This is a genomic window from Pandoraea pulmonicola (assembly GCF_000815105.2).
Classification (GTDB): Bacteria; Pseudomonadota; Gammaproteobacteria; order Burkholderiales; family Burkholderiaceae; genus Pandoraea; species Pandoraea pulmonicola.
The window spans coordinates 358,310-381,660 of record NZ_CP010310.2 but is presented as its reverse complement, the minus strand read 5'-3'; the positions used below and the strand labels follow the sequence as shown (position 1 = coordinate 381,660).

The window sequence follows — 23,351 nt, the reverse complement described above, 5'->3', positions numbered from 1 at the left end:
GCACGCGGACGCGGATCCGCACTTCGAATACTGTATATTCATACATTATAACGATGGGTTCGACGCGCATCGAGTCTCATCCGGGTTTCACCGCTTCTTCTATCGCTTCTTCCACCATTTCTTCCGCCGCTTTCCGCTCGCCGCCGCACCGGCACGCCGCGCGGTCCACCTCGACATCATGACCATTCGCACCGGCACCTCGTCCTGGACCGACCCAACGCTCATCGCGTGCGGGCGGTTCTATCCGGCGGGCGTCGACACGCCGGAAGCTCGACTGCGTCACTACGCGTCGCGATTCGATCTGGTCGAAGTGGACAGCAGCTATTACCGCCTGCCGGATGCCGCCATCGCGTGGCGCTGGACGCAACGCACACCGCCGTCGTTTCGCTTCCACATCAAGGCGTTTCGCGCATTCACCGGGCATATGACGCCGTTGGCCGCGCTTCCGTCGGATATCGCGGGCGCGCTCGGAGTGCCCACGGCAAGGTCGGCGCGCGGGAATGTAGAGATCGCGCCCGCCGACATTCCCGCCGAGTTGACCGATGAACTCTGGCGCCGCTATTTCGAAGCCATCGAGCCGTTGCGTCAGAGCGGGCAACTGACGGCGATTCACTTCCAGTTTTCGCCGCGTGTGCGCAACGACCACGCCGGGCGGGCACTGGTCTTCGAGACGGCACGACGCCTGGAGGGCGAGCGACACGCTATCGAATTTCGTCACCGGAGCTGGTTCGATACGCCGTCGCGCGAGGCCGCCACGCTGGCAATGCTGCGAGAGACCGGGGCGGCGCATACCATCGTCGACAGCCCGACCGGGTTCGACAATACGGTGCCGGCGGTGTGGGCCGCGACGCGCGACGACCTATGCGTCGTACGTCTGCACGGCCGCAATGCGGCGGCATGGCACCGGCGCGATATCACAGCCTCGTCGGGGCGGTTCGTCTACGAATACAGTGCGAGCGAGCTGATCGACATTTCGGCGCGAGTGCAGCGTATCGCCGCACTCGCCGACGACACCCACGTGCTCTTCAACACGAACCACGAAGATCAGGGCATGAAGAATGCCGCCGCCTTCCAGCGAGCGATCGCTGGCCTCGCACGCACAATGGGGTGACACGACGATCTGCCGCGCCTGCGAACACCGCAACGAAGCCGATACCGGCGGGCAGCGTCAGGATGTGCGAGAGCGCATTGCCGGGTGTTGCACCAATGTAGAACAGCGGTGTGACCTCCCCGCCCTTGAAGCCGGAGCCGAGTGTGACGATCGTGAATAGGGCTTTGCCGAAGATGGCGCCGGCGAGCGGTGTGCTGAATCAGGAAGCGCGGCCCCTCGCAATGCGTGACGTTTCTTGTGCCGAAATGCCGAACCCGATCGGCGCATTCCGATAAATCGGCCCTTCTGCGTTCGCGCCCCGCCACCCCGCCTAGAATCGGAATCCGGTTCACACAACGCATTCCCCATGACGGCCGACAGGGACTACATCGAACGGGTAAGACACTACGGCTGGCGCGACGTCGCCCGGCTGTGGGAAGCCATCGCCCACTGCTCGACACCGGAATGGGATGCGGGAAAAGCGCTCGAGTATCTCGTGCTCAAGGGATTCGAGTTGAGCGGCGCGAGGGTGCGGTGGCCGTATACCGTGGCGTTGCTGGGCACATCGAACGCGGAGCAAATCGATGGCATGGTTTATGTCGGGAATCTCGCGGCGATGATCGAGTGCAAAGACTACTCGGATCGCCGCGAACGAGTGAAGAAAAATCTCAACTTCACCCCTATCGCAAAACTGCACGCGCAACTGATGCGCCGCCCGCCCACGCTGATCGGCTGCATGTTCACCAGCGGCGATTACACCACGGCGGCGAGAGCGCTGGTGCGCTTCGTCAAGCCGGCGACCATTCTCTGCTGGAATGGGGCGGACATTGACGTTTGTATTCGACGACAGGATTTTTGCGGTCGACTATTGCAGAAGTACGAAGCCTGCCTTGAGTTTGGCAACCAATTCGGCGAGGAGAGTTCCGAGGAGACACGAGCATGAAGAAACGCTGCATCGTCTGCACGTCGCGCGAGAGTTTCAAGCTACTGTGCGCGTGGTTGCCCACCGAAATTTCGACGTCCTCCCGCTTCTTCGTGAGCCGGGGACAAATCAACGACATCGACTGCACACAGGACGTGATAATGCGTCACGCGATACCAGCCTTATTGATCCGCAATGCCCAGACCACTGACGAAGACCTCATCGGCGATCAATACTCGTTGATTGAGGACATATTGTTGATGTCCTGCGCTCCGCAGGCGTTCGATGTCGAGATCGTCGCGCCTGCGCTGGAAGCGATGCTCTTCGAAACGCAGGCGCTATTCGACGCAATCTTCCGCGAGCACGCGACCGAGTTGCTGAAGCTCATGGGGAGTTATGACCCCGCCCGGGCGCTGCGCGAGACAGGACTCTCCATAGACGACATCATTACGTCTCTCGACGATGCCGCACGAGAACTGATGCGCGCGACACCTACCGCGCGGGCCATTCTCGATGGTATCGCGCGGCTGGATGCCAAGGCGTTCGAACCGCTCCGCGCAGAGGGCAGTCGCCTGCCGCACCCGCTCCCACAACTGACGCCGTGGTGATGTGCCCCGTCCCTCCTGGCGCTTCACCGGCAACTGAGGCAAGTTGGAGACGATGCGATGATGCAGCGCGTCGTTATACGCGAACGCACAGCCCAACGGCGCCTTGTCCGGCGACAGGCCAATCGCCGGAAGAAACCTCCGCCGATCAGGCTGCGAGCACGCGACACTGACGGACCGCGCGTTCGAAGCAAGCGATGGCGAAATCGACCGACGCCGGCGTCGTGAACCGCCCGAGGCTCACGCGCACGGTGCGGCTGGCGGCTTCGCGGTCCACGCCAATACTGGTCAGCACATGCGACGGCTGGCCGGAGGCCGAATTGCAGGCCGACGTCGACGACACCGCCAGATTGGCATTGAGCATGAAGGTCGCGAAACCCGGGTGGCCGACGGACAGGCTGAGCGTATGGGGAATGCGCGGTGCGCTCGCTGCGTTGTGCGTGACGCCTTCGAGCGCGAGCACACCATCGAGCAGGCGACGGCTCAACTGCGCGATGCGTTCGTTGTCCAGGCTCATGCTCTGCATCGCCAGTTCACACGCCGTACCCATGCCGACGATCTGGTGCGTTGCGAGCGTGCCCGAGCGCAGACCGCGTTCATGTCCGCCGCCATGCATTTGCGGCGCGATTCGCGATATGACGTCCTTGTTCACGTAGAGCGCACCGATGCCCTTCGGGCCGTACACCTTGTGCGCCGACATCGAAAGCATGTCGATCCCCATCGCATTGACGTCGATGGGCGTCTTGCCGAGCGCCTGCGCCGCGTCCACATGCAGCAACGCACCGGCGGCGTGCACGATCTTCGAGATCGCGGCCACGTCGGTCAACGTGCCAAGTTCGTTGTTGACGAGCATGAGCGATACCAATCCGGTGTCGGGGCGCAGGGCAGCGGCTACGGCGTCCACCGTGATCTCGCCCGTTACCGACGGCGCGACGTAAGTCACCGGAACGCCACGCACCTCCAGGCTGGCCATCGTGTCGAGGATCGCCTTGTGCTCGAGCACGCTCGTGATCAGATGAGGACGCGCCAGCCCCAGCTCCGAGTATCCCTTCAAAGCGAGGTTGTTCGACTCGGTAGCGCCCGAGGTCCAGACAATCTCGGCCGGCTGCGCTCCGATGAGTGCCGCGACCTGGGCGCGCGAGCGTTCCACGAGACGTCGTGCACTCACCCCTGCCGCATGCGAGTTCGACGCCGGATTGCCGAACACTCCGTCGACGCCGAGACAATCGGACATGGCCGCAATGACGACGGCGTCCACCGGCGTGGTTGCGGCGTAGTCGAAGTAGTGGAGCGTTTCCTTATCGCGCATGATCGGCCTCGAGCAAAAAAAGTACATCGATCGTACGCGGGGCATTCGAGAAAAGGCTTGCGGAATCACCTGCCGAATGGGGTTTTACAGGAAATAATTTCCTGAATATAGGTTTTTTAAGAAAAATTAATCCACCACTCCCTCGTGCACTATCGCTGACCGGGAATCGGACCATGACGTCGAGTCTATCGGTGGGCGCATCGTCCAACGACACCTTGGCGCAGTGCATACGCGCGATTTCGCGCACGATGGCGAGGGTGCGAACACGTTGGTGGAGGGCCAATTGAGCAGGTGCAACTCGCGCGTCACACTCAAGACCTTCGTTCGGCAGCCAAGATCCTCGCCGGCGTCGAGACCATGCACATGATTCGCAAGGGGCAGTTGCGCTGCCCCAAAGGACAACAGGCGTCCTCCGCTGAGCAATTTTCCGCCCCACCAAAAGAGCGATTTGTGCAAGTGCAAATGGTGCCGCCTCCATGACAATAAAAAGGCACGCGGTGTGCAGTTGACAATGATGAGCACGCCGCGAACAAAAAGAGCTTCCGCGAGAAAAATCCATGTATCCCGTTTCCGGCGCTGAGGCTACGTGCTCCCAGCCTCCCGTGACGACCTCCGCGTCGGCGCAACCTACTCCATCAACCTCAACGCAGTCGTCTGCCTTTGAGGCCAACGTGCACGAGGTGCGCCAAGCTGAAGGATGGTCCCGTATGCCATCGAGCCAGGCCCAACGACCGTCGCCTCCCGAAACACCGCAAATACTCGATGGGATTCTGGACTATCAATGCAGCGCACTTGCACCTGATACCAACGCCGAAGCGTTGACCAGCATGCCATCGAGCCAGGCCCAACGATCGTCGCCTCCCGAAACACCGCAAATACTCGATGGCATTCTGGACTATCAATGCGGCGCACTTGCACCTGATACCAATGCCGAAGCGTTGGCCGGCATGCCATCGAGCCCGGCCCAACGACCGTCGCCTTCCGAAACACCGCAGATACTCGATGGGATTCTGGACTATCAATGCGGCGCACTTGCACCTGATATCAATACCGAAGCGTTGGCCGGCATGCCATTGAGCCCGACCCAACGACCGTCGCCTTCCGAAACACCGCAGATACTCGATGGGATTCTGGACTATCAATGCGGCATGCCGTCGAATCCGGCCCACCGACCGCCGCCTCCAGAAACACCCCCCGTCATTCGACAAGTGCTGCAAGGCGCATGGGAGCCCGGCATGCCACCGAATTCGGCCCACCGACCGCTCCCACCAGAAACACCCCCCGTCATTCGACAGGCGCTGCAAGGTGCATGGGAGCCCGGTATGCCGTCGAATTCGACCCAGCGACCGCCACCTCCAGAAACACCGCCCGTCATTCGACAGGCGCTGAAAGGCACGTGGGATCCCGGCATGCCGTCGGGCTCGACCCAGCAACCGCCCCCCCTTGCAACACTGGAAATCACCTCGAACAGCGGGGCGGAAAAGCGTTCGGCACCGCAGGACGCAAACAGTAGGGACGATGCTGTTTTAATGCCGCCTCCGGCCAAAATTCCTCGACAGAAGATTGGCACGTCGAAGGGGTACGCGAAGATCACCGTCGCCACGTTGCAACGGTGGGCGGCCCTCGGCCCGACGGGGATCCAGAACGCGGGCGGGCTCGACGGTCTGGCCAGCCGAGACAACGTCTCACCCGATACCCTGAGACATTACCTTCGTGCGAACGGCAACCTGACCCCGCTCGGCGAAAGCCGACTCCACCCGGACGGGAGAATGAAGATCACCGACGCCATGTTGCAGGCGTGGAAGGACCTCGGCCGGGCAGGGATTGAGGCCGCGGGCGGACTCGACGGTCTGGCCAAGCGGGAAAACGTCTCATTTGCTGCACTGAAAAATTACCTTCGTGCGGACGGTACGCTGACCCGGCAAGGCCGGGACCGGCTCAACCCGAGCGGGAAAGTGGAGACCACCGACGCCATGTTGCAGGCGTGGAAGGACCTTGGCCGGGCGGGGATTGAGGCCGCGGGCGGGCTCGAAGGTCTGGCCAAGCAGAACAACGTCTCATTTGCCGCACTGAGAAATGACCTTCGTGTAGACGGTACGCCGACCTGGCAAGGCCAGGACCGACTCAACCCGGGCAGGAAAGGGGAGATCTCCGACGACATGTTGCGGCAGTGGGCTGCCCTCGGCCGGGCGGGGATTGAGGCAGCGGGTGGACTCGACGGTCTGGCCAAGCAGAACAACGTCTCAGCCGGGGCAGTGAGAAAATACCTTCGTGTGAACGGCGCGCTGAGCCCGTACGGGAGAGACCGGCTCAACCCGGACGGGAAAGGGGAGATCACCGGCGACTTGTTGCGACAGTGGGCGGCCCTCGGCCCGGCGTGGATCCAGGACATGGGCGGACTCGAAGGTCTGGCCAGGCGGTACAACGTCTCATTTGCGGCATTGAGAAATTACCTTCGTGTAGACGGCAGCCTGACCCAACTCGGCGAAGAGCGGCTGAACCCGAAAAAGAAAGCGAAGATCACCGACGACATGTTGCGACGGTGGGCGGCCCTCGGCCAAGTGGGGATCGAGGCCGCGGGTGGGCTCAAGGGTCTGGCCAGACAAAACGACGTCTCCTCTGCGGCATTGAGAAATTACCTTCATGCGGACGGCACGCTGACCCAGCAAGGCCAGGACCGACTCCGCAAGGCCGACATGCTGCCAATGTGAACCACGGCCCGGCCTCCTGTCTGGACATCTCAAACTCGCTGATAATTGCCGAGCGCCGGTATCGGCCTCGAAATGGGAGAAGACATGAAACTGTTATGGGCCCTGCTTGCTTGCATTCCAGCAGTTTGCACAGCCGACGATCTTCACCAGCGACCCAAGGACTTTGTGAACCTGAGGACGATCGCACCGGAGATTCAGTACGATTTGCGGTACTTTACCGAACACAACTTCGTAGGCCGAAGGATCGAGAATTATGACGCCCCGGTTTGTCTGCTGACGCATCAGGCCGCACAGGCGCTCAAATCCGTTCAAGAGCGATTGCTCCCAATGGGGCTTACGCTGAAAGTCTACGACTGTTACCGCCCGCAGAGTGCCGTCGACGACTTTGCCAGGTGGGCGAAGAATCTCAGTAGCACGGAAATGCGCACCGAGTTCTATCCCGAAGTCGAAAAAAGCCGACTCTTCAGTGATGGTTACATCGCTTACCGGTCGGGGCACAGCCGTGGCAGTACCGTGGACCTGACCATTGTTCCGGCGGATAGCCAGATTCCCGCGTATGACGCGAAGCGCGAACAGGTCAGTTGCACCTCGCCCGCGTCGCAACGCGCGCCGGACAACAGCATGGACTTCGGGACCGGCTTCGATTGTTTCAGCCCACTTTCGCACCCCGATTCGCAGGGAGTTTCTCCGCAGCAGAGGGCCAACCGCCTGCTATTGCAAAGTCTGATGGTACAGGCGGGTTTCAGGCCACTGGATACCGAATGGTGGCATTTCACCCTTGCCAAGGAACCTTACCCCGACACCTATTTCGATTTTCCAGTAGTGGATTGAGCGCATTCGGACACTTCGTCGGAATGCGTTGCAAGCGATGTGCGGCGCGGTTCGCCCGCGCTTGTCCACGCGGGACGGTCCTCGGCGACGTAGCACTTTCTCGAACGCGGACCAAACACACCCTATCGCGACAGAATGCTTTGGGCGCTACGAGAGGGACTCGATATGCGTCGAGCGAGCGTAGACGTGGCCGAAGCGATTGGCCAGAAAGTCCGGTAGCGCGATTTGCTCCTGACGCACAAAACCGCGTTGCGGCAGTTGTCGGGCGAAGAACATGTCGACGGCCGCGCAGACGGCCGAGGCCGTGGTGATCTGAATGGCGCTGGCGCTATGCCCGTTATTCCGCTCGGCGAAGATCTTTCTCGCGAACACTTCCTGCGTGAGCACGTCGGCGCGCAAACCGCTTACCACCACGAAGATGAGCACCACGTCCTGCAGCGTGCTCGGAATCGAACGCTTCAGGATCGCCTTGATCGTCTCCTGATCGTCCTTGAGCCGGAGTTCGTTGAGCAGCACTTTCATCAATGCGCCGTGTCCCGGGTAGCGCACCGATTTGTAGTCGAGGTTGCGAACGCGCCCGCCCAGCGTCTCGCATAGCGTTCCCAATCCACCGGATGTGTTGAACGCTTCATACTCCACACCGTCGAGCGAGAAATGCTCCAGATCTTCGAGCGGCTGCACGGTCAGCGACGCACCGTCGCGGATCGCCTCGCACGGCTGGCAATACTCGTTGATCAGCCCGTCGACGCTCCACGTCAGGTTGTATTTGAGCGAGTTCGTCGGAAACGCGGGCAGCGCGCCGACGCGCATCTTTACCGAATCGATCCGATCGAACGCTGCCGCGAGATGATGCGCCGCAATGGAGATGAAGCCCGGCGCAAGCCCGCATTGCGGCATGAGCGCTGTCGGCGCGCCTTCGGCAAGCTGTGCGATCGCGTGGGTCGCGGCAACGTCCTCGGTGAGATCGAAGTAGTGACATCCGGCCGCGACGGCAGCCGTCGCGGCGCTCGTCGCCATCGTGTACGGCAGCGCGTTGATCACGGCGTCGTGTCCAGAGATTGCACGCTGCAGCGCGCCCGTGTCCTCACTGGTGATTTCGACGAGGGTGTGGGCATGGTCTCGCACGAACACGAGCGACTGCGGATTCCTGTCGAACACCGTCACCCGGTAATCGCCGCTGTCGTACAGCAAGCGCGCGATGGTCTGGCCGATATGTCCTGCGCCAAGCAAGGCGATCTTTTTCATGTTCTTTCCCTCAACAGAAGCAACGGTCGATGCGGCACGCCGCCTTTCGGGCACATTCGATCGTGCATGTGCCCTGCCTCAATTCTATGGAGAGGGTCGGATGAAATGTAGCGTCAAATCGTCGATAAATATCTTTTATATAACGAAATGACTAATTTATCGACGAATTGTATCGTCTGTGAGTTTGTCTGCCCACCCGCTGAGTGAGCGGTACGGTCGAGGTCGGTGCGGAAGGATGTTCGGAAAGTGCGCGGGGAACGGATTGCGGCGATGGTCTGCGCGCGTCGTGTCTGCAGAGCTTGCCCACAGCGTTTTATACGAACCGCATGTGTCATCAAAATGAAATTTCGAAACTTCGCGTCGACAAATTGCCCTGCGTTGCAACGGCAAGACACCTCGCCTGGAATTTCGTTAATACACCTATGGAATACCCTGTTCGTTCGATATAGTTCGGCCCGAACCCACGGGGCGCTCCTCCACGAGCGACGGGTTCGCATCAATTCAAAGTTATCGAAAAGGAATAGACCGATGAAAAAGACGCAATTGGCTGCCGCGCTGTGTGGTGTTCTCGCAGTGTGCGCCGCGGGCGCAGCGCAAGCGCAAAGCAACGTCACCCTGTACGGTGTTCTGGACGGGGGCCTGTCGTACGTGAGCAATGTCGGCGGCAGCAAGAACTTCACCACCGCCGATGGTCTGCAGTCTGGCAACCGCTGGGGCCTGAAGGGTTCGGAAGATCTCGGCGGCGGTCTGTCGGCCATCTTCACCCTGGAGAACGGCTTTAACCTCACGAACGGCGGCCTGGGTCAAGGCAGCCGTGAATTCGGCCGCCAGGCGTTCGTCGGTCTGTCGAGCAAGTCGTTTGGCAGCCTGACCATCGGCCGTCAGTACGACTCCGTGGTCGACTTCGTGAGCGGCCTGACTTCCGCGAAGCAGTTCGCCACCAAGCTCGGTGCGCACGTGGGCGACGTGGACAACCTGTACAACTCGTTCCGCATCAACAACTCGATCAAGTACACGAGCGCGAACTACGCCGGCTTCACGTTCGGCGGCCTGTACGGCTTCTCGAACCAGGCCAGCAGCGGCACCGGCGGCTCGGGCTTCGCCAACAACCGCGCCTACAGCGTGGGGGCGAGCTATGCCAACGGTCCGGTCAAGTTCGGCATCGGTTACCTCGAAGTGAGCTCGCCGAACAGCGCGAACACGAGCGGCGCCGTTGCCGGCGACTATAGCGGCGATTTCTACTCGGCCCGCATCGGCACGACGACCGTCGGCGTGGACAAGCAGCGCGTGTTCGCCACGGGCGGCAGCTACAGCTTCGGCCCGGCGGCCGTCGGCTTCGTGTATAGCAACACGCAGCTCAAGTACGTGAGCGGTACGGGTGCACGTGTGTCGAACTATGAACTGAACGGCACCTACAACCTGTCGCCGTCGCTGCTGCTCGGCCTGTCGTACACGTACACGGACGCCAGCACCCGCAGCGCCACGCTCGCCAACCTGAGCCCGAAGTACCACCAGATCAACGCCGCCGTCGACTATCTGCTCTCGAAGCGCACGGACGTGTACCTGGTCGGCATCTATCAAAAGGCGGCGGGCGACGCCGCAGCGGCTTCGATCAACGGCGCTGGCGGTGCATCGAGTACCAAGACCCAAGCCGCCGTGATCTCGGGCCTGCGCCACAAGTTCTAAACCAACGTCTTCGCGAGACGTTTCAACCGTTGGTTTGAGTTCTCCAGTTTTAAGGGGAGTCCTGCAAGGGACTCCCCTTTTTTATCGGCCGACGCACCGCAACGCGGCGCGACTAGCTTGATATCGGGATATAGGTTCTGGGTGTGTATCTCGCGTCCGGCATCACGACGAGGCGCGCCTCGATGGCTCGCATGCCCTCGATCTTCGTGAACATCGGCATGACGTATACGCTGCCGAACACGCGCTGCACGGTCGGTTCCGTCCAGGCCTCGGCCGCGTCGAGCTTCATGCATCGCAGTCGATCGAGGATGAATCCCCGGATGTCCTGGTCCGAGGGTGTTTCCGTACCGATGGCTCGCGCGAACTCGTCATGCGCAAACCTTCGAATCAGCGCCACCGTCTCGTCGAGATTGGCCTGCACCGCGAATACTCTTGTCTTTACGTGCGGCTCGTCGCTCTTCGGCCAGCGCAGTCTCATGTCGTTCTCGCCTGTGTGAAGATGCGCCCGCGAGCCTACGCCCGCAGGCGCGAACCGTAAGAATCAACCCGCATCGAAAGTTGCAGGCCGTGGGGTCACGCCACCTGCACTTCGATCTTCCGCGGGCGCGCTTCTTCCCGACGCGGCACCGTCAGTCTCAACACGCCATCCCTGAGCTGCGCCTCGATCCTGGACGTGTCGAAATCGGCGCTCAGCATGAAGGAACGGGAAAAACGCGGTTCCTTCAATTCGGCGTGCTGCAGGCGAAGATTCTGCGGCGCGGGAACCAGCGCTTCGCCCTCGATGGACAGCGTTCCGTCCTGCACGCGGATATTGAGCTTGTCCTTCGACACGCCGGGAAGGTCTGCCCACAGCGTCACGCCATGCTCGTCCTCGAAAATGTCGACCGCCGGAGAGATCGTAAGGTGTCGCGGCTCCTGCGCCGTCGGACGCGATCCCACTTGTCCCTGGGAAGTCGTCGTGAGTTGCGAATTCGCGTTCATGATGCCCTCCTCATTGCACGGAAATTGCACGCGGCTTGGACGATTCGCGCTTGCCGATGCTGATGCTCAGGCATCCGTTGGCGTAGCGCGCCTTGACGTCGTTCGGGTCGACGTGGGTCGGCAATTCGATCGCCCGGCGGAACGTGCCGGTGAATCGCTCTTGCACGTACGAGCGCGCGTCGCGCTCCTCCTGGTTGGCGCGCCGGCGCTCGCCCGAGATGGTCAGCAGCCCCTTGTCGATGGTGACGTCGAACGCTTTGGCGTCCATGCCAGGTGCGAAGGCGACGATCTCAACCGAGTCGTCGGTGGTGCCGATATTGATGGGAGGAAAAGCTCCCGGGCGTGAGGACCGAATGCTGGTCGGGAAGCCTGAAAAGAGACTCGTCATCTCCCGGTGGAGGCGGTCCAGTTCTCCAAATATCCCTGTGTTCAGGTCAAACTCGCTCATGATCGCATTCTCCTAATAATTCCGCGCAATCGCCGCAGCGGAGTCGATAACGAAAATACGATGACACGCGGTCATCAAACCTTGCGCCAGCGGACACTGACGGAAAACTAAGATAGATCGCTTCCGCCGGATTTCAAGGGGTCTTGAAATCGAAAATGTGTCCCTCAATTTGACGGCACGGTTGACCACATCCAGAGGTGCAAAATGGATTTCGAATGGGATTGGCTGACGATCGGCGTCCACCGTCTGCGCTTGCGTGCCGAGCGTGGCTTTCCGACGGAGGGAATGAGAAAGATGGCCAACGTCATCGTGCTGGCCATCGAGAACAATATGAGTGCGCGCGCCCGCATCGTTGAAATCGTGTTCGCGCGCGACGGAACGCTCCGCGTGGAAGCGGGGACCACAGTCGATGCCGACGTCAATGTGGTGCCGCAGATTTGCGTTGCGCTCGCCTCCATTTTTGCGTTGCCGCCCGATGCCGTCCAAATGAATGTCACCGTCGTCACACAGAGCGAAGTCGATCTCCACTTCGGCGTGTATGAGCGGATGCTGGCCGAAAAGGCGGGAACGGTGCCGCCGCTGCATTGATACTCGATTGCGCGCGCACGTCTTCCACATCCTGCTGACCGTGTGCGCGCCGGCCCGCCGGCGAATGACCCTCCTGACGACTGCCCTAGGTGGCCCGAATCGGCCCACCGGTTTCCCCCGCGCCGACCGAAATCGGCTTGGAGCGAACGAGCGGATCCACCAAATCATCCTACAACAGACAACCATATCGATTTACGTGTTTACCCTCAAATAAATCAGCAATTATTCAGCCAATCTTGCGCCACAACGATCATTGTCATACGATGACGCATGACAAGAGTTGGCGTATGGCTGACTCGGCGCGCGTACTGTGGATGAAGTCGCAATGAAGATGGGCTGAGCCGATCCAATGCATCGGCCCGAAGCTCGGCGCACCATGGACGCCCTTGAGGAGACAAGCGAGGCGCACGACCGCTGCCACCGGGTGGAAGCGGGAGAGGCCGCCGCGCTAGCATGAAACAGAGGAAGATCGACATGGCAATCAGCCGTACCGCGAGCCCCGCGGACGCGCTCCCGCGCACCAAAGTCCGCTACGCCATTCTGGCGCTCGTCTTCTTCATCACGACACTGAACTACGCTGACCGCGCAACACTCTCCGTCACCGGCGCCACGATGCGGGGCGAATTCGGCTTCAGCGCGATCGAGATGGGGTACATCTTCTCCGCATTCAGTTGGTCGTATGTCCTGTGTCAGGTTCCAGCCGGATGGCTGCTCGATCGTTTTGGCGCTCGTCGCGTCTATGCGGCGAGTATCCTGCTCTGGTCGCTCTTCACCCTGCTTCAGAGCACTGTCGGCTGGGCCGGCAGCGCAACGGCCGCCGTCACCGCGCTGTTCATCCTGCGCTTTGCCATGGGCGCCGCGGAAGCGCCTGCGTTTCCCGCCAACGCGAAGGTGGTCGCGAGCTGGTTTCCGACCAAGGAGCGCGGCACCGCATCCGCCATCTTCAATTCGGCGCAGTACTTCGCCGCGGTCGTCTTCACACCATTGATGGCCTGGATTACGCACGCGTTCGGCTGGCACGAAGTGTATGTCGTGATGGGCGTTGTCGGCCTTGTCACCGCCCTGGTATGGCTCAAGTCGATGAAGAACCCGATCGATCATCCGGGCGTCAACCAACAGGAACTCGAATACATCGAGCAGGGTGGCGGCTTCATTCGCGGCCAGAAATCCGCGAAGGCCGGCGCGGCGCGCAACGACGCGGCCTGGCGCGTGGTTCGCCAACTGCTCGGCACCCGGATGCTCGTGGGCGTGTATGTCGCGCAGTTCTGCATCAACGTGCTCACGTACTTCTTCCTCACCTGGTTTCCCGTCTATCTGGTCCAGGCCCGGCACATGACGATTCTTCAGGCTGGACTTGTCGCGTCGCTGCCGGCCATTTGCGGCTTCGCGGGCGGTGTGCTCGGCGGTGTGCTGTCGGACGCACTCATCCGTCGGGGTCACTCACTGACCATGGCACGGAAAATCCCCATCGTGAGCGGCATGCTGCTGTCGTGCTGCATCGTCGGATGCAACTACGTCAACACCGATTGGATCGTCGTCGCGCTGATGTCGCTCGCCTTCTTCGGCAAAGGCATCGGCGCGCTGGGTTGGGCAGTGGTTGCCGACACGTCGCCCAAGGAAGCGATTGGCCTGTCCGGCGCCATGTTCAACATGTGCGGCAACGCGGCCGGCATCGTGACGCCGATCGTAATCGGCTACCTCGTGGCGCAATCCGGCGGCTCCTTCAATGGCGCCCTGGCTTTCGTCGGCTTCAACGCACTGCTGACGGTGTTCTGCTACCTGGTCATCGTCAAGGACATCAAGCGCGTAGAACTGCGCGCCAGCTGAGGCAGGTCTTCGCGTCAAGTCCAGAAACGGGTCGGCAGCGGAAGCTGCCCGGGAATGCCCGATGCACTGCATCGGGCATTCCGCATTACAGGGCAACGCCACGTGGAGTTCCGACGCCTCGGTGTTTTCACGAGGATAGGAGATACCCGAGCTTGCCTGTCGGCGGCACGGTGGCCTGCCTATACTCGTTAGCAAAGACAGCGCATCGCGACAGTTTGCGATGTCGCTCACGAGGCAGATTCGAAGTCCGATACAACGGGGGCCATATGTCACCGGAAGCCTATCTCGACATGGCCCGCACCGAGGACCGCCATTGGTGGTTCAGGGGCCGGCGCAATATTCTCGACGCATTCATCGCCAGCCTCTCGCTGCCCAAAGACGCGAACATCCTGGAGATCGGCGCCGGCACCGGCGGCAATCTCGACATGCTGGCCGCGCACGGCCGCGTGCACGCGGTGGAGATGGATGTCGTGGCCTGCAGCATGGCGCGCCGCAAGACCGGTGCGCGCTTCGACGTGCGCCTGGGGCGCTGCCCGGACGACATGCCGTTCGCGGGCCAGCATTTCGATCTGGTTTGCATGTTCGACTGCCTGGAGCACATCGGCCCGGACGTGGCCTCGCTGCAATATGTGCGCGAGAGCCTGGCGCCGGGGGGCACGGCGCTGATCACGGTGCCTGCGCACATGTGGCTGTGGAGCGCCCACGACGTGATGCTGCATCACCGCCGTCGCTACAGTCCGCGTACGCTGCGCGAGGCGGCCAACGCGGCCGGCCTGTGCGTGGAACGCCTGACGTACTTCAACGCGGCGCTGTTCCCGCTGGCCGTGCTGGCACGCATGAAGGATCGTTGGCTGCACGCGTCCACGGCCTCGGGCACGGCCGTGCCGGCCGACTGGCTCAATGCGGCGCTGTTCCATATCTTCGCCGCGGAGCGCTGGATCGTGCCGCACACCGATCTACCTTTCGGCGTGTCACTGCTCGCCGCGATGCGCGCGCACGATTAGCGGACAGTCGTTGCGATGGGGACGATGGGGACGATGGAGACATCGGTCGCCACCCTCGTGGGCCAGCCGCGCACGAAGGTGCGGCGCTTTGGCGTGGTGGAGTTCGTGCCCACCGGCGTGCAAGTAAGCGTGGCCGCCATGCTCGCCGCGAGCATTGTCAATCCGGCGCTGGCCAATGCGATCACCTTCCGCGTGGGCACGAACGGTTCCTATCTGCTCAGCACCCTGTGAAGCTTCTCGGCACGCCGTGTGCCGGGTTGCAGCGACTGGAGCGGCAACTGGCTGACCTTGTCGCTGTCCTCGTACCGGCGCCGCAAGAGGTAGACGGGCCGCCCCTTCGACTCGTCGTAGATGCGTCCGACATATTCGCCGACCACACCGATGCCGATGAGCTGGAGGCCGCCGAAAAAGAGCAGCACGCTCAGCAGCGAGGCGTAGCCGGGCACGTCGATGCCGAGCACGAGCGTGCGCCCGATGATGAACGAGCCATAGAGGAAAGCCACGAACGCGATCGACAGGCCGATGTAGGTCCAGCAGCGCAACGGCAGCGAGCTGAAGCTCGTGATGCCTTCGAGCGCGAAGTTCCACAGGCGCCAGCCGGAGAACTTGGACTTCCCCGCGCAACGCGGCTGTCGCTCGTAGCGCAGCACGGCGGTGCGGTAGCCGACCCAGGCGAACAACCCCTTCATGAAGCGGTGCCGCTCGGGCAGGCGCTTGAGCGCCTCGACCACGCGCCGGTCCATGAGGCGGTAGTCGCCCACGTTCTCCGGCAGCTTCACGTCGGAGAGTCGATTGTGCACGCGATAGTAAAGGCCCGCCGCGACGCGCTTGGCCCACGAGTCGCAGGCGCGGCTACTGCGCTGCGCGAGGACGACTTCGGCGCCGTCACGCCAGAGCTCGACCATGCGCGGGATCAACTGCGGCGGATCCTGCAGGTCGGCGTCCACGGGGATCACTGCGTCGCCGCGCGCCTCGTCGATGCCGGCCGTGAGCGCGGCTTCCTTGCCGAAATTGCGCGTGAGGTCGAGCACGCGGATGCGCGCGTCGCGGCGGCGGTGCGCAATGAGGCGCGCGAGCGTGTCGTCGGTGCTGCCGTCGTTCACGCACACGATCTCGAAGCGCGTGTCGGGCAGCGCCTCGAGAATCGGCACGACAGTGGCGAAGAAGACGTCGAGCGACTCGCTTTCGTTGAAGCACGGCACCACGAGGGACAAGCGCTTGATGGAGATGGATCTGTTCATGATGTTTCCCCGGAAATCTGGCGTGTGGCAGCCCGTCCGCGCTCATGCACGGGCTCGGCCGGGTACGCCAGTCGGATGGCGACGGCAGCCAGGGCGACCCCGGCGAGCACGTCGACGAGATAGTGGCCGCCTTCGCTGAGCGTCGAGAGCAATACCAGCGCATTGAGCGGTGCGAGCACGGCGAATGCCGCCCGGCAGCGGCGCACCGCATAGGCGAGCAGCACGGCCATGACGGCATGGAACGACGGCATCGAGATCAGGCCCTGCAAGGCCGACAGGTCGACCACGGTCAGGGTGTGGGCACGCAGCGGCGCAAAATGCGACAGCGCGGCCAGTTCGCCCGGCGAGCCCCCGAAATGGACGAAGGCGCCGGCCGCGGGGATGAGCCCCGAGATGGCGATGGTCGCCAGACACGCGCCGGCCATTGCATTGGCGAACCGGCGCAGGTCGGCGAAGCGTCCGGTGAACGACAGCAGCAGAACTACCAGCGCGATCTGCGGCATGCCGCTGTCATAGGCGAGTTGCAGCACGAGCGAGAACGTGTGCGAGCCGCGCACGATGGCGTGCCATGCCGTCCAGTCGAATCCGAGATGCCCGTCCAGGGCGGCCAGCACAGGATCGACAAGCGGCGCGCCGATGGCGACCACGGCGTAGTCGAGCGCGGCGGCGGCGTGCGTGAAGATGACGAGGCCGATGACGTGGCCTGCTGCGGCGCCGATGCGTGCATCGGGCCGGCGCCACGTGTAGACGGCCCACAGGCACGCCAGCGCCAGGCAGGCGAGTCCCGGCATGGCGAGGCTCGCCGGCGCGACGCTCATGCGGAGCCAGCCGAGCGCCAGGGCGGCGAGCGCCACCGTGGCCAGATTGATCCGCAGCCAGTTCATGGCGACACCGCATGCATGCCGTCACCCTCCGGGGTGGCCGCAGAGGCCATGACGCAGGCAGCGCCGGGGGGGCTGTCGAGACGTAGCCTGCGCCGCACCCCGGCCAGGGTGGCGATCGTGATGAACGGCATGAACTGGAAGCCGACGAACGAAACGATCAACAGTCCCGCCAGCGGCGTGAGCCAAAGCAGCACCAGCCATTCGCGCTCGCCGGTGCGCCAGCCATGCGCCTGACCATGCACGCACAGCCAGGCGATCAGGATTCCAAACCATGCCAGATCGTAGTCGTAGACATAGGGACTCATCAGCAGCGAGGCCGAGAGCAGGATCGCCGCGCGCAGCGCGTAGGCGCCGCATCGCAGCCATGCGTCGGCCACCAGCGCGGCGGCCCACAGGGCGACGGCGCCGTGCAGGGTCCACGCGAGCCACAGCGGCGCGTGCATCATATGCGCCATGATGAAAACCGACGGCATGCGAAAGAGTTGCGCCCGCCCCGCGATCACGGCAGCCTGCGCACCTTGCACGCCGTGCAGGAACGCCGTCACCGTCTCGGGGCCGAACACCACCACGCTGGCGGTCACGCTGAGCACGACCGTCGCCAGGCACGCGGCCAGCGCCGTCCAGGCGCGGCTGCACAGGAAAGCCAGGGGAAAGAGCAGCGCCAGATGTGGCTTCATGAAAAGCAGCCCGGCGCAGATACCGGCCAGCGCGGGACGCCGACGCAACAACACGAGCACGAGGCCGGCGAGACCGGCCGTCGACAGGGCGGCCTGACCCGCGGCGATCACGAGTCCCACGGCCGGGAACGCAACGATCGGCAGCACGGCCTGCGGCCACGGTGCGATGCGGCGCGCAGCGTATGCGAACAGGCTCAGGCCGGCGAGCGCGAAGCATAGATAGGCCACGCGTAGCGGCACCCAGGCGAGCGGCAGTATGAACAGCAGCACCGTGGGCGGATAAAGCCAGGGCATGATGCCGTCGACCTGTGCCATGGCGGGCTCGGCCATGATCTCGACCCGAGTCAGCGCGACCACGTTGTAGGCGTCGGTGGCGTGGCCCTGCAGGGCCATCCATGCCGCGCTCCAGAACGGCAGGAAATCCAGTGCGAGCGGATCGAGCTTGCCCGTCGTGTCGAAGTGAATGTGCGCGATCCAGCAGATGCCGACGATAACCTGGCACACGAGCGCGACGGCGGCATACAGGCGTACACGCTCGAGCGTGAGCCAGTGCGCTGTCTGTGGACGCGGTTCGTTCCCCGACGGTTGGCGCGCGTGCACGACGCCGCCCGTGTCGCTCGTCTTCATGTCCCGGTCCCCGAATCGTTGTCGTGGCTTCCGCCTCGATGTTCCATCGCGATCGGGCGCGATCCCCTGGGGCGGTCTCGGTGCACCGACGCGTACAGACGCGTTGCATGGCGGCACCTCATGCAGAGCATTGTTGGTACACCTTTTTAAAAATACAACTAGGTGTTTATCTGTAATTAATCGACTTTTTCTTCGCCATGATTTTTGGCGTTTCAGAAATGTTACGGATTCAATTGTTTTTTGACGCGGCGATTTTTTACGCTCGCACGCAATACTTCCTGAATATCCAAGTTAGGCGACAAGGGCCCTCCATCAATCTTCTTTGCACACCGAAAGTCATTGTCGGACGGGGCTTCAGACCACCCTGTCCGGCGCGATGAGCGAAGGAGACGAAGGCGATATCGGCGCATTCCCTGTCAGCGAAAACCCGTGGCGGCGCGTGTGCCGCTCAAGGGTAATACTTTAAATCAAAAGTGCGGCTTTTCCCTAATAAAAACGGAAATTGGAAATCAACTTTTAATTTGAATCCATTCCCCCGCATATCCGCGGCAATACATGGATCGATTGAAATTGCCTGTCGCGCGGCCTGACGTTTCATTTTTGAAACACTTTGCCGCGTCCGAGCGGGTCGGCCGTTGCCGACGGGGAAGGCTGGTGCGTCAAAACCCGCATGACTACGGCTTTTCACATGAGGCTGGCCCGCCTCTTGCACGACCCTGAGCGTGCCGCCAAGTCACGGGGCGGACGGGTCGAGAACAACACTGCGCCACGCGCATTCGATCCGTCCGGGCGAAACGAGGGTTTCGCGCGATCGAACGGCCACACGGCTCAGCCACGGCATCCGACAGGAGCACGGCGGGCCAACCGGGGAATTGAAATGTCGACACCAAGACATTCGCAGACCAGGTACGCCGGGAACGCACGACGCAGTGCAGCCGGACATGCGTTCCCGACGCAACCTCTCCATGGCATTGCCGGTGCCGCGCGCCATCGCGCCGCGCGAGCCGCCGCCATCCCCTTCCGCTTCACGCCGTCTCGCGCAGCACCGGCCCGCCATGCGTTGTGGTGCGCGCACCGCGGCCAGCCCATCTTTGCGTCGCGGCGCGCCAGTGGCGCCGCCTCGTCGCATCCCGAATCTGCCGCCTCCCGCGGCAGATAGCCCCTGCAATCTCATGAAGGAGTGTGTCATGCAAGCCATTCTCACTTTCGGTAAGCGTTTTTTTCGGGACGAAAGCGGTGTCACCGCGGTCGAGTACGGCCTGATCGCGGCATTGATCGCTGTGGTGATCATCACCGCCGTGACCACGGTCGGCACGCAGTTGAACACCACGTTCAGCAAGATCGGGTCGGCTTTGACTTCGGCCAACGCCTGAGCGTGCGGTCGGTTTCACCTGGCGATGGCGGGCCGGCCTGGTCGGTTCGCTGTCGACAGGCAAGACCCGGGGGCAGCGGCAGTCGCGTTGCCCTCCGGCGACGATTCGAGGGGTCACTGCTTTTCAGGCAGCGGCCACGCGGGATGAACGGTCACGGGGAGACACAGAGATGAATGCAAGCGCAGTCGTCGCGCCGAACTACATCGCCATCGGCGCCGTAACGCTGGTCGTGGCCGCGGCCGTATGCGACGTGCGCGCGCGCCGCATCCCGAACCGCCTGGTGCTGGCCGGCTGGCTCGCGGCATTGCCCGCGCAGTGTGCCGCGCATGGCGCGGCGGCCGGTGCACTGACCTGGCTGGCCGGGTGGCTGACCGGATTCGCGATGCTGCTGCCGTTCTATCTGCTGCGCGGCATGGCCGCCGGCGACGTCAAGCTGATGGCCGCCGCGGGCGCCTGGCTCGGCACATCGCTGGCGTTCGACGCAGGGCTTGCGACGTTCGTGCTTGGCGGCGTCGGCAGCGTAGCGCTTGCCATGTACCGGGGCCGGACGCGCGACCTGCTGGCGAGCGCCTGCACCGTCGTGTGCGGCCAGGCACGGCGGACGCCGCATGCCGGCGGCGCCGGGCAGGCCGGTGCATCGGCTACCGAATCGAATGCCACAACGTTCATCGCAGCGGCCGACGCCGCGACCGTCCGCAGCCCGATCGGCACTCTGCCGTATGGCGTGGCCATCGCGCTCGGCACGATCGGTGTGTTGTTCGCGCAGGCCTGATTTCGGACGCTCGTTCTCATATCCATTCACACCATTGCGCTCACACGGGGACTGACCATGACAGGTATGCAAACGAACTCGGCAAGCGCGGCGGCCACCACGCCGTGGAACCACGGCGCGAGCCACGCGGGCGATGGCGCCGGCGTGCAGTCGATTCGCTCGGTGGCCGACACCGGGATTCCGCTGGCGCTGCTCGTCGATCTGGTCGGCAAGGTGAGCCTGCAGCGCGGCTCGACCTGCATGCTCGGCCTGATGGCGGTGCTCAAGCTGCCGCTCGGCGTGCTCGACGAGGTCGTGGCGTTCGCGGTGCGCGAGCGCCTGATGGAAATCACGCATCGCGGCGCGCTCGACGCCGACGTGTCTCTGCGCCTGACCGACGCCGGCACCGCCCGTGCACGCGAGTCGATGGCGCGCTGCAGCTACGTGGGGCCCGCCCCGGTCACGCTCGAGGATTACGTACAGGCCGTGCACGCGGCGTCCGTGCGGCATCAGCATGTCAATCACGCTTTCGTGAAGGACATTTTTCACGGCACCACACTCGACACCCGCCTGCTCGACGAGGTCGCCTCGTCGCTCAACGCCGGGCGTCCTCTCATGCTGTTCGGCCCGTCCGGCGGTGGCAAGACCTACCTGGCCGAGCGCCTCGGACTGCTGCTCCAAGGGCCCGTGCCCGTGCCGTTCGCGATCTGTGTCGACAGCGAGATCATCCAGGTGTTCGACCCGCTGATCCACGAGACGCTCGAGGGCGAGCCACTGGCCACCGTGTGCACCGGCATGAACGGACACCCGGTCGCTCGTCAGAACGCTCATCCAAACGGTCTTGAAACCACGCACCCGCGCGCCGGGCTCGATGTCGCGCAGGCCCCCAGCGTGCGCGACCGCCGCTGGCAGTGGTGCAAGCGCCCGGTCGTGGTTACCGGCGGCGAACTCACGCTCGACATGCTCGAAGTGTCCTTCGACGCGGCCGCCGGTTTTTACCAGGCGCCACCGCACCTGAAGGCCAACGGCGGCATCTACGTCATCGACGACTTCGGCCGCCAGTTGGCACCGCCGCAGGCGCTGGCCAACCGCTGGATCATGCCGCTCGATCGCAACGTCGACGTCTACACGCTGCATACCGGGCGACGCTTTACCGTGCCGTTCGACGTCTGGACCGTGTTCTCGTCGAATTTCAATCCCTGGCAAGCCTGCGACGAAGCGTTCCTGCGCCGCCTGGGCTGCAAGCTCTTCGTCGGCCCGGTGGACGTTGCCGCGTATCGCCGCATCTTCGATGCCGAATGCCATCGCTTCGGGATGTCGACCGAAGCGGACGCCTTCGACTACCTGGCGTCCACGCTGCACAGCCTATCGGCCACGCCGCTTCTGGCCTGCTACCCGCGCGACCTGCTGGTGCTGGTCGATGCCGAGTGCCGCTACCAGGATTATCCAAAAGTCGTCACGGCCGACCTGCTCGACGAGGCATGGCGGCGCTATTTCGACATGACTCACCGCCCACGACGCATCCCGCCGGATCCGGGCCCGCGCACAGGCGCCGAAGGCACAGCCCACGCCACACCGTTCGATCGTCACTGAGGAGCACATCATGAAAAACCCGAAGGCAATCTCGATGCTGCTGTTGGCCCTGGTGGCCGGACTGGCGTCGGTGGTCTTTGCCGCGCAATGGCTCTCGCGCCAGTCCTCGGCCTCGGTGACTACCGTGGCCGTGGCCGCCAGCGACGTCAATCTGGGCCAGCCGCTGACCTCCGAATTCGTGAAGATGGTCAACTGGCCGGCCGAGAGCATTCCTCCCGGCGCGTTTGCCGACCCGCAGCTTCTCCAGGGCCGCGTGGCGCGCGTGGGGCTGCTGCGCGGCGAGCCGATCCTCGAGTCGAAGCTCGCGCCGCAAGGCACCAAGGGCGGGCTGTCGGCCGTCATCGGCGAAGGAAAGCGCGCGATCACGGTACGCGTGAACGACGTCGTCGGCGTGGCCGGCTTTGCCTTGCCGGGCAACTACGTCGACGTGATCGTCAACACCACCGATGCCGAGAAGAAGGGCGCGGAGCAGAGCATCTCGAAGATCGTGCTCGAGAAGATTCTCGTGCTCGCCGTGGCCCAACAGGTCAGTCGGGACGACACCCAGCCGAAGGTCGTCAACGCGGTGACGCTCGAAGTCACGCCCGAGCAGGCCGAGAAACTCGACCTCGCACGCAGTGTGGGCACGCTCTCGCTCGTACTGCGCAACCAGATCGACGGCGCACAGTTCGCCACGCTCGGCGCCACCAAGAACACGCTGCTCAACGTGCCGGCAAGCCCGGCACCGGCACCGGTCGCGCCGGTCGTCAAGAGCGTCGTGGTACGCAAGCCCGCGCCGCACGTGGCGACACGCCAGGGGGATTGTGTTGGCGTGTTGACCGGTGCGCACGGTGGCGTCGAGTGCTTCTGAACACATCGCGCGAAACGAACAACAGCCAGGGCACGACAGCAAGTCGTCGATGAGACGCCGCAAGGTGGTTGCGCAGCAACCGGGCCTCGCGGCCGGAACGAACAGGAT

Annotated in this window: 21 protein-coding genes and 2 pseudogenes; 14 read left to right on the top strand and 9 right to left on the bottom strand. The window is 63.2% G+C overall.

Annotation, left to right across the window (positions count from 1 at the left end; translation table 11 throughout):
* Positions 1–178 precede the first annotated feature (178 nt).
* Positions 179–1,111 (top strand): DUF72 domain-containing protein, encoded by a 933-nt coding sequence (locus RO07_RS01635; RefSeq protein ID WP_039407502.1) that lies wholly within the window; start codon positions 179–181, stop codon positions 1,109–1,111.
* A 7-nt stretch (positions 1,112–1,118) separates the two neighbouring features.
* Here RO07_RS01635 and RO07_RS26480 read toward each other — a convergent pair.
* A pseudogene (locus tag RO07_RS26480) lies at positions 1,119–1,310 on the bottom strand (chloride channel protein); the annotation flags it as partial.
* A 147-nt stretch (positions 1,311–1,457) separates the two neighbouring features.
* Here RO07_RS26480 and RO07_RS01625 point away from each other — a divergent pair.
* Both RO07_RS01625 and RO07_RS01620 read left to right on the top strand, forming a co-directional pair.
* On the top strand, positions 1,458–2,033 hold the full coding sequence (locus RO07_RS01625; protein WP_039407500.1) for a PDDEXK family nuclease: 576 nt from the start codon (positions 1,458–1,460) through the stop codon (positions 2,031–2,033).
* A complete protein-coding gene (locus tag RO07_RS01620) occupies positions 2,030–2,620 on the top strand; it encodes a hypothetical protein (protein WP_039407498.1) in 591 nt (196 codons plus the stop codon). The genes RO07_RS01625 and RO07_RS01620 overlap by 4 nt, the downstream gene beginning before the upstream one ends.
* A gap of 148 nt (positions 2,621–2,768) precedes the next feature.
* On the opposite strand, the pseudogene RO07_RS01615 reads toward RO07_RS01620, so the two are convergent.
* Positions 2,769–3,926, bottom strand: a pseudogene (locus RO07_RS01615) (cysteine desulfurase family protein); the annotation flags it as partial.
* 707 nt (positions 3,927–4,633) lie between these two features.
* On the opposite strand from RO07_RS01615, the gene RO07_RS25655 reads away from it, so the two are divergent.
* Together RO07_RS25655 and RO07_RS01605 are read left to right on the top strand one after the other, a co-directional pair.
* Positions 4,634–6,637, top strand: coding sequence for a hypothetical protein (locus RO07_RS25655; protein ID WP_147284573.1), 2,004 nt, complete (start codon positions 4,634–4,636; stop codon positions 6,635–6,637).
* 84 nt (positions 6,638–6,721) lie between these two features.
* The gene (locus tag RO07_RS01605) at positions 6,722–7,468 is read left to right on the top strand and encodes a M15 family metallopeptidase (RefSeq protein ID WP_218026550.1); all 747 of its coding nucleotides are present in this window, start codon (positions 6,722–6,724) and stop codon (positions 7,466–7,468) included.
* A gap of 147 nt (positions 7,469–7,615) precedes the next feature.
* On the opposite strand, the gene RO07_RS01600 is transcribed toward RO07_RS01605, so the two are convergent.
* Positions 7,616–8,713, bottom strand: coding sequence for a saccharopine dehydrogenase family protein (locus tag RO07_RS01600; RefSeq protein ID WP_039407490.1), 1,098 nt, complete (start codon positions 8,711–8,713; stop codon positions 7,616–7,618).
* 528 nt (positions 8,714–9,241) lie between these two features.
* Between RO07_RS01600 and RO07_RS01595 the strand changes: the two genes are divergently transcribed.
* On the top strand, positions 9,242–10,399 hold the full coding sequence (locus RO07_RS01595; RefSeq protein WP_039407488.1) for a porin: 1,158 nt from the start codon (positions 9,242–9,244) through the stop codon (positions 10,397–10,399).
* 112 nt (positions 10,400–10,511) lie between these two features.
* On the opposite strand, the gene RO07_RS01590 is transcribed toward RO07_RS01595, so the two are convergent.
* The 3 genes from RO07_RS01590 to RO07_RS01580 form a co-directional block, all read right to left on the bottom strand.
* Positions 10,512–10,877 (bottom strand): hypothetical protein, encoded by a 366-nt coding sequence (locus RO07_RS01590; RefSeq protein WP_039407486.1) that lies wholly within the window; start codon positions 10,875–10,877, stop codon positions 10,512–10,514.
* A 95-nt stretch (positions 10,878–10,972) separates the two neighbouring features.
* Positions 10,973–11,380 carry an Hsp20/alpha crystallin family protein gene (locus RO07_RS01585; RefSeq protein WP_039407484.1) on the bottom strand — a complete coding sequence of 136 codons (408 nt, stop codon included), beginning with the start codon at positions 11,378–11,380 and terminating at the stop codon, positions 10,973–10,975.
* A 10-nt stretch (positions 11,381–11,390) separates the two neighbouring features.
* A complete protein-coding gene (locus RO07_RS01580; RefSeq protein WP_039407481.1) occupies positions 11,391–11,828 on the bottom strand; it encodes an Hsp20/alpha crystallin family protein in 438 nt (145 codons plus the stop codon).
* 204 nt (positions 11,829–12,032) lie between these two features.
* Between RO07_RS01580 and RO07_RS01575 the strand changes: the two genes are divergently transcribed.
* The 4 genes from RO07_RS01575 (at position 12,033) to RO07_RS01560 (ending at position 15,478) form a co-directional block, all read left to right on the top strand.
* Entirely contained in the window at positions 12,033–12,416 is a 384-nt protein-coding gene (locus tag RO07_RS01575) for a hypothetical protein (RefSeq protein WP_039407478.1), read from the top strand.
* A gap of 474 nt (positions 12,417–12,890) precedes the next feature.
* Complete coding sequence (locus tag RO07_RS01570; protein WP_039413894.1) at positions 12,891–14,243, top strand: MFS transporter; 1,353 nt, start codon at positions 12,891–12,893, stop codon at positions 14,241–14,243.
* 266 nt (positions 14,244–14,509) lie between these two features.
* The gene (locus RO07_RS01565) at positions 14,510–15,247 is read left to right on the top strand and encodes a class I SAM-dependent methyltransferase (RefSeq protein ID WP_039407475.1); all 738 of its coding nucleotides are present in this window, start codon (positions 14,510–14,512) and stop codon (positions 15,245–15,247) included.
* 33 nt (positions 15,248–15,280) lie between these two features.
* The gene (locus RO07_RS01560) at positions 15,281–15,478 is read left to right on the top strand and encodes a hypothetical protein (protein WP_039407472.1); all 198 of its coding nucleotides are present in this window, start codon (positions 15,281–15,283) and stop codon (positions 15,476–15,478) included.
* Here the strand turns inward: RO07_RS01560 and RO07_RS01555 are convergent.
* Genes RO07_RS01555 through RO07_RS01545 form a run of 3 tightly spaced genes read right to left on the bottom strand, consistent with a single transcriptional unit; the run spans position 15,457 to position 18,676 of the window.
* A complete protein-coding gene (locus tag RO07_RS01555) occupies positions 15,457–16,488 on the bottom strand; it encodes a glycosyltransferase family 2 protein (protein ID WP_039407469.1) in 1,032 nt (343 codons plus the stop codon). The genes RO07_RS01560 and RO07_RS01555 overlap by 22 nt on opposite strands.
* The gene (locus RO07_RS01550) at positions 16,485–17,372 is read right to left on the bottom strand and encodes a phosphatase PAP2 family protein (protein WP_052266933.1); all 888 of its coding nucleotides are present in this window, start codon (positions 17,370–17,372) and stop codon (positions 16,485–16,487) included. The genes RO07_RS01555 and RO07_RS01550 overlap by 4 nt, the downstream gene beginning before the upstream one ends.
* Entirely contained in the window at positions 17,369–18,676 is a 1,308-nt protein-coding gene (locus RO07_RS01545; RefSeq protein ID WP_052266932.1) for a glycosyltransferase family 87 protein, read from the bottom strand. The genes RO07_RS01550 and RO07_RS01545 overlap by 4 nt, the downstream gene beginning before the upstream one ends.
* Before the next feature lie 1,187 nt (positions 18,677–19,863).
* Here RO07_RS01545 and RO07_RS01540 point away from each other — a divergent pair.
* The 4 genes from RO07_RS01540 to cpaB all read left to right on the top strand — a co-directional run bounded on the left by RO07_RS01540 (position 19,864) and on the right by cpaB (position 23,243).
* Positions 19,864–20,049 carry a Flp family type IVb pilin gene (locus RO07_RS01540; protein ID WP_039407467.1) on the top strand — a complete coding sequence of 62 codons (186 nt, stop codon included), beginning with the start codon at positions 19,864–19,866 and terminating at the stop codon, positions 20,047–20,049.
* Between the two features lie 169 nt (positions 20,050–20,218).
* Positions 20,219–20,821, top strand: a complete 603-nt coding sequence (locus RO07_RS01535; RefSeq protein ID WP_039407464.1) for an A24 family peptidase — start codon at positions 20,219–20,221, stop codon at positions 20,819–20,821.
* Positions 20,822–20,878: 57 nt separating this feature from the next.
* Positions 20,879–22,393 carry an ATP-binding protein gene (locus RO07_RS01530; RefSeq protein WP_147284574.1) on the top strand — a complete coding sequence of 505 codons (1,515 nt, stop codon included), beginning with the start codon at positions 20,879–20,881 and terminating at the stop codon, positions 22,391–22,393.
* 10 nt (positions 22,394–22,403) lie between these two features.
* On the top strand, positions 22,404–23,243 hold the full coding sequence (gene cpaB / locus RO07_RS01525; protein ID WP_039407462.1) for a Flp pilus assembly protein CpaB: 840 nt from the start codon (positions 22,404–22,406) through the stop codon (positions 23,241–23,243).
* Positions 23,244–23,351 lie beyond the last annotated feature (108 nt).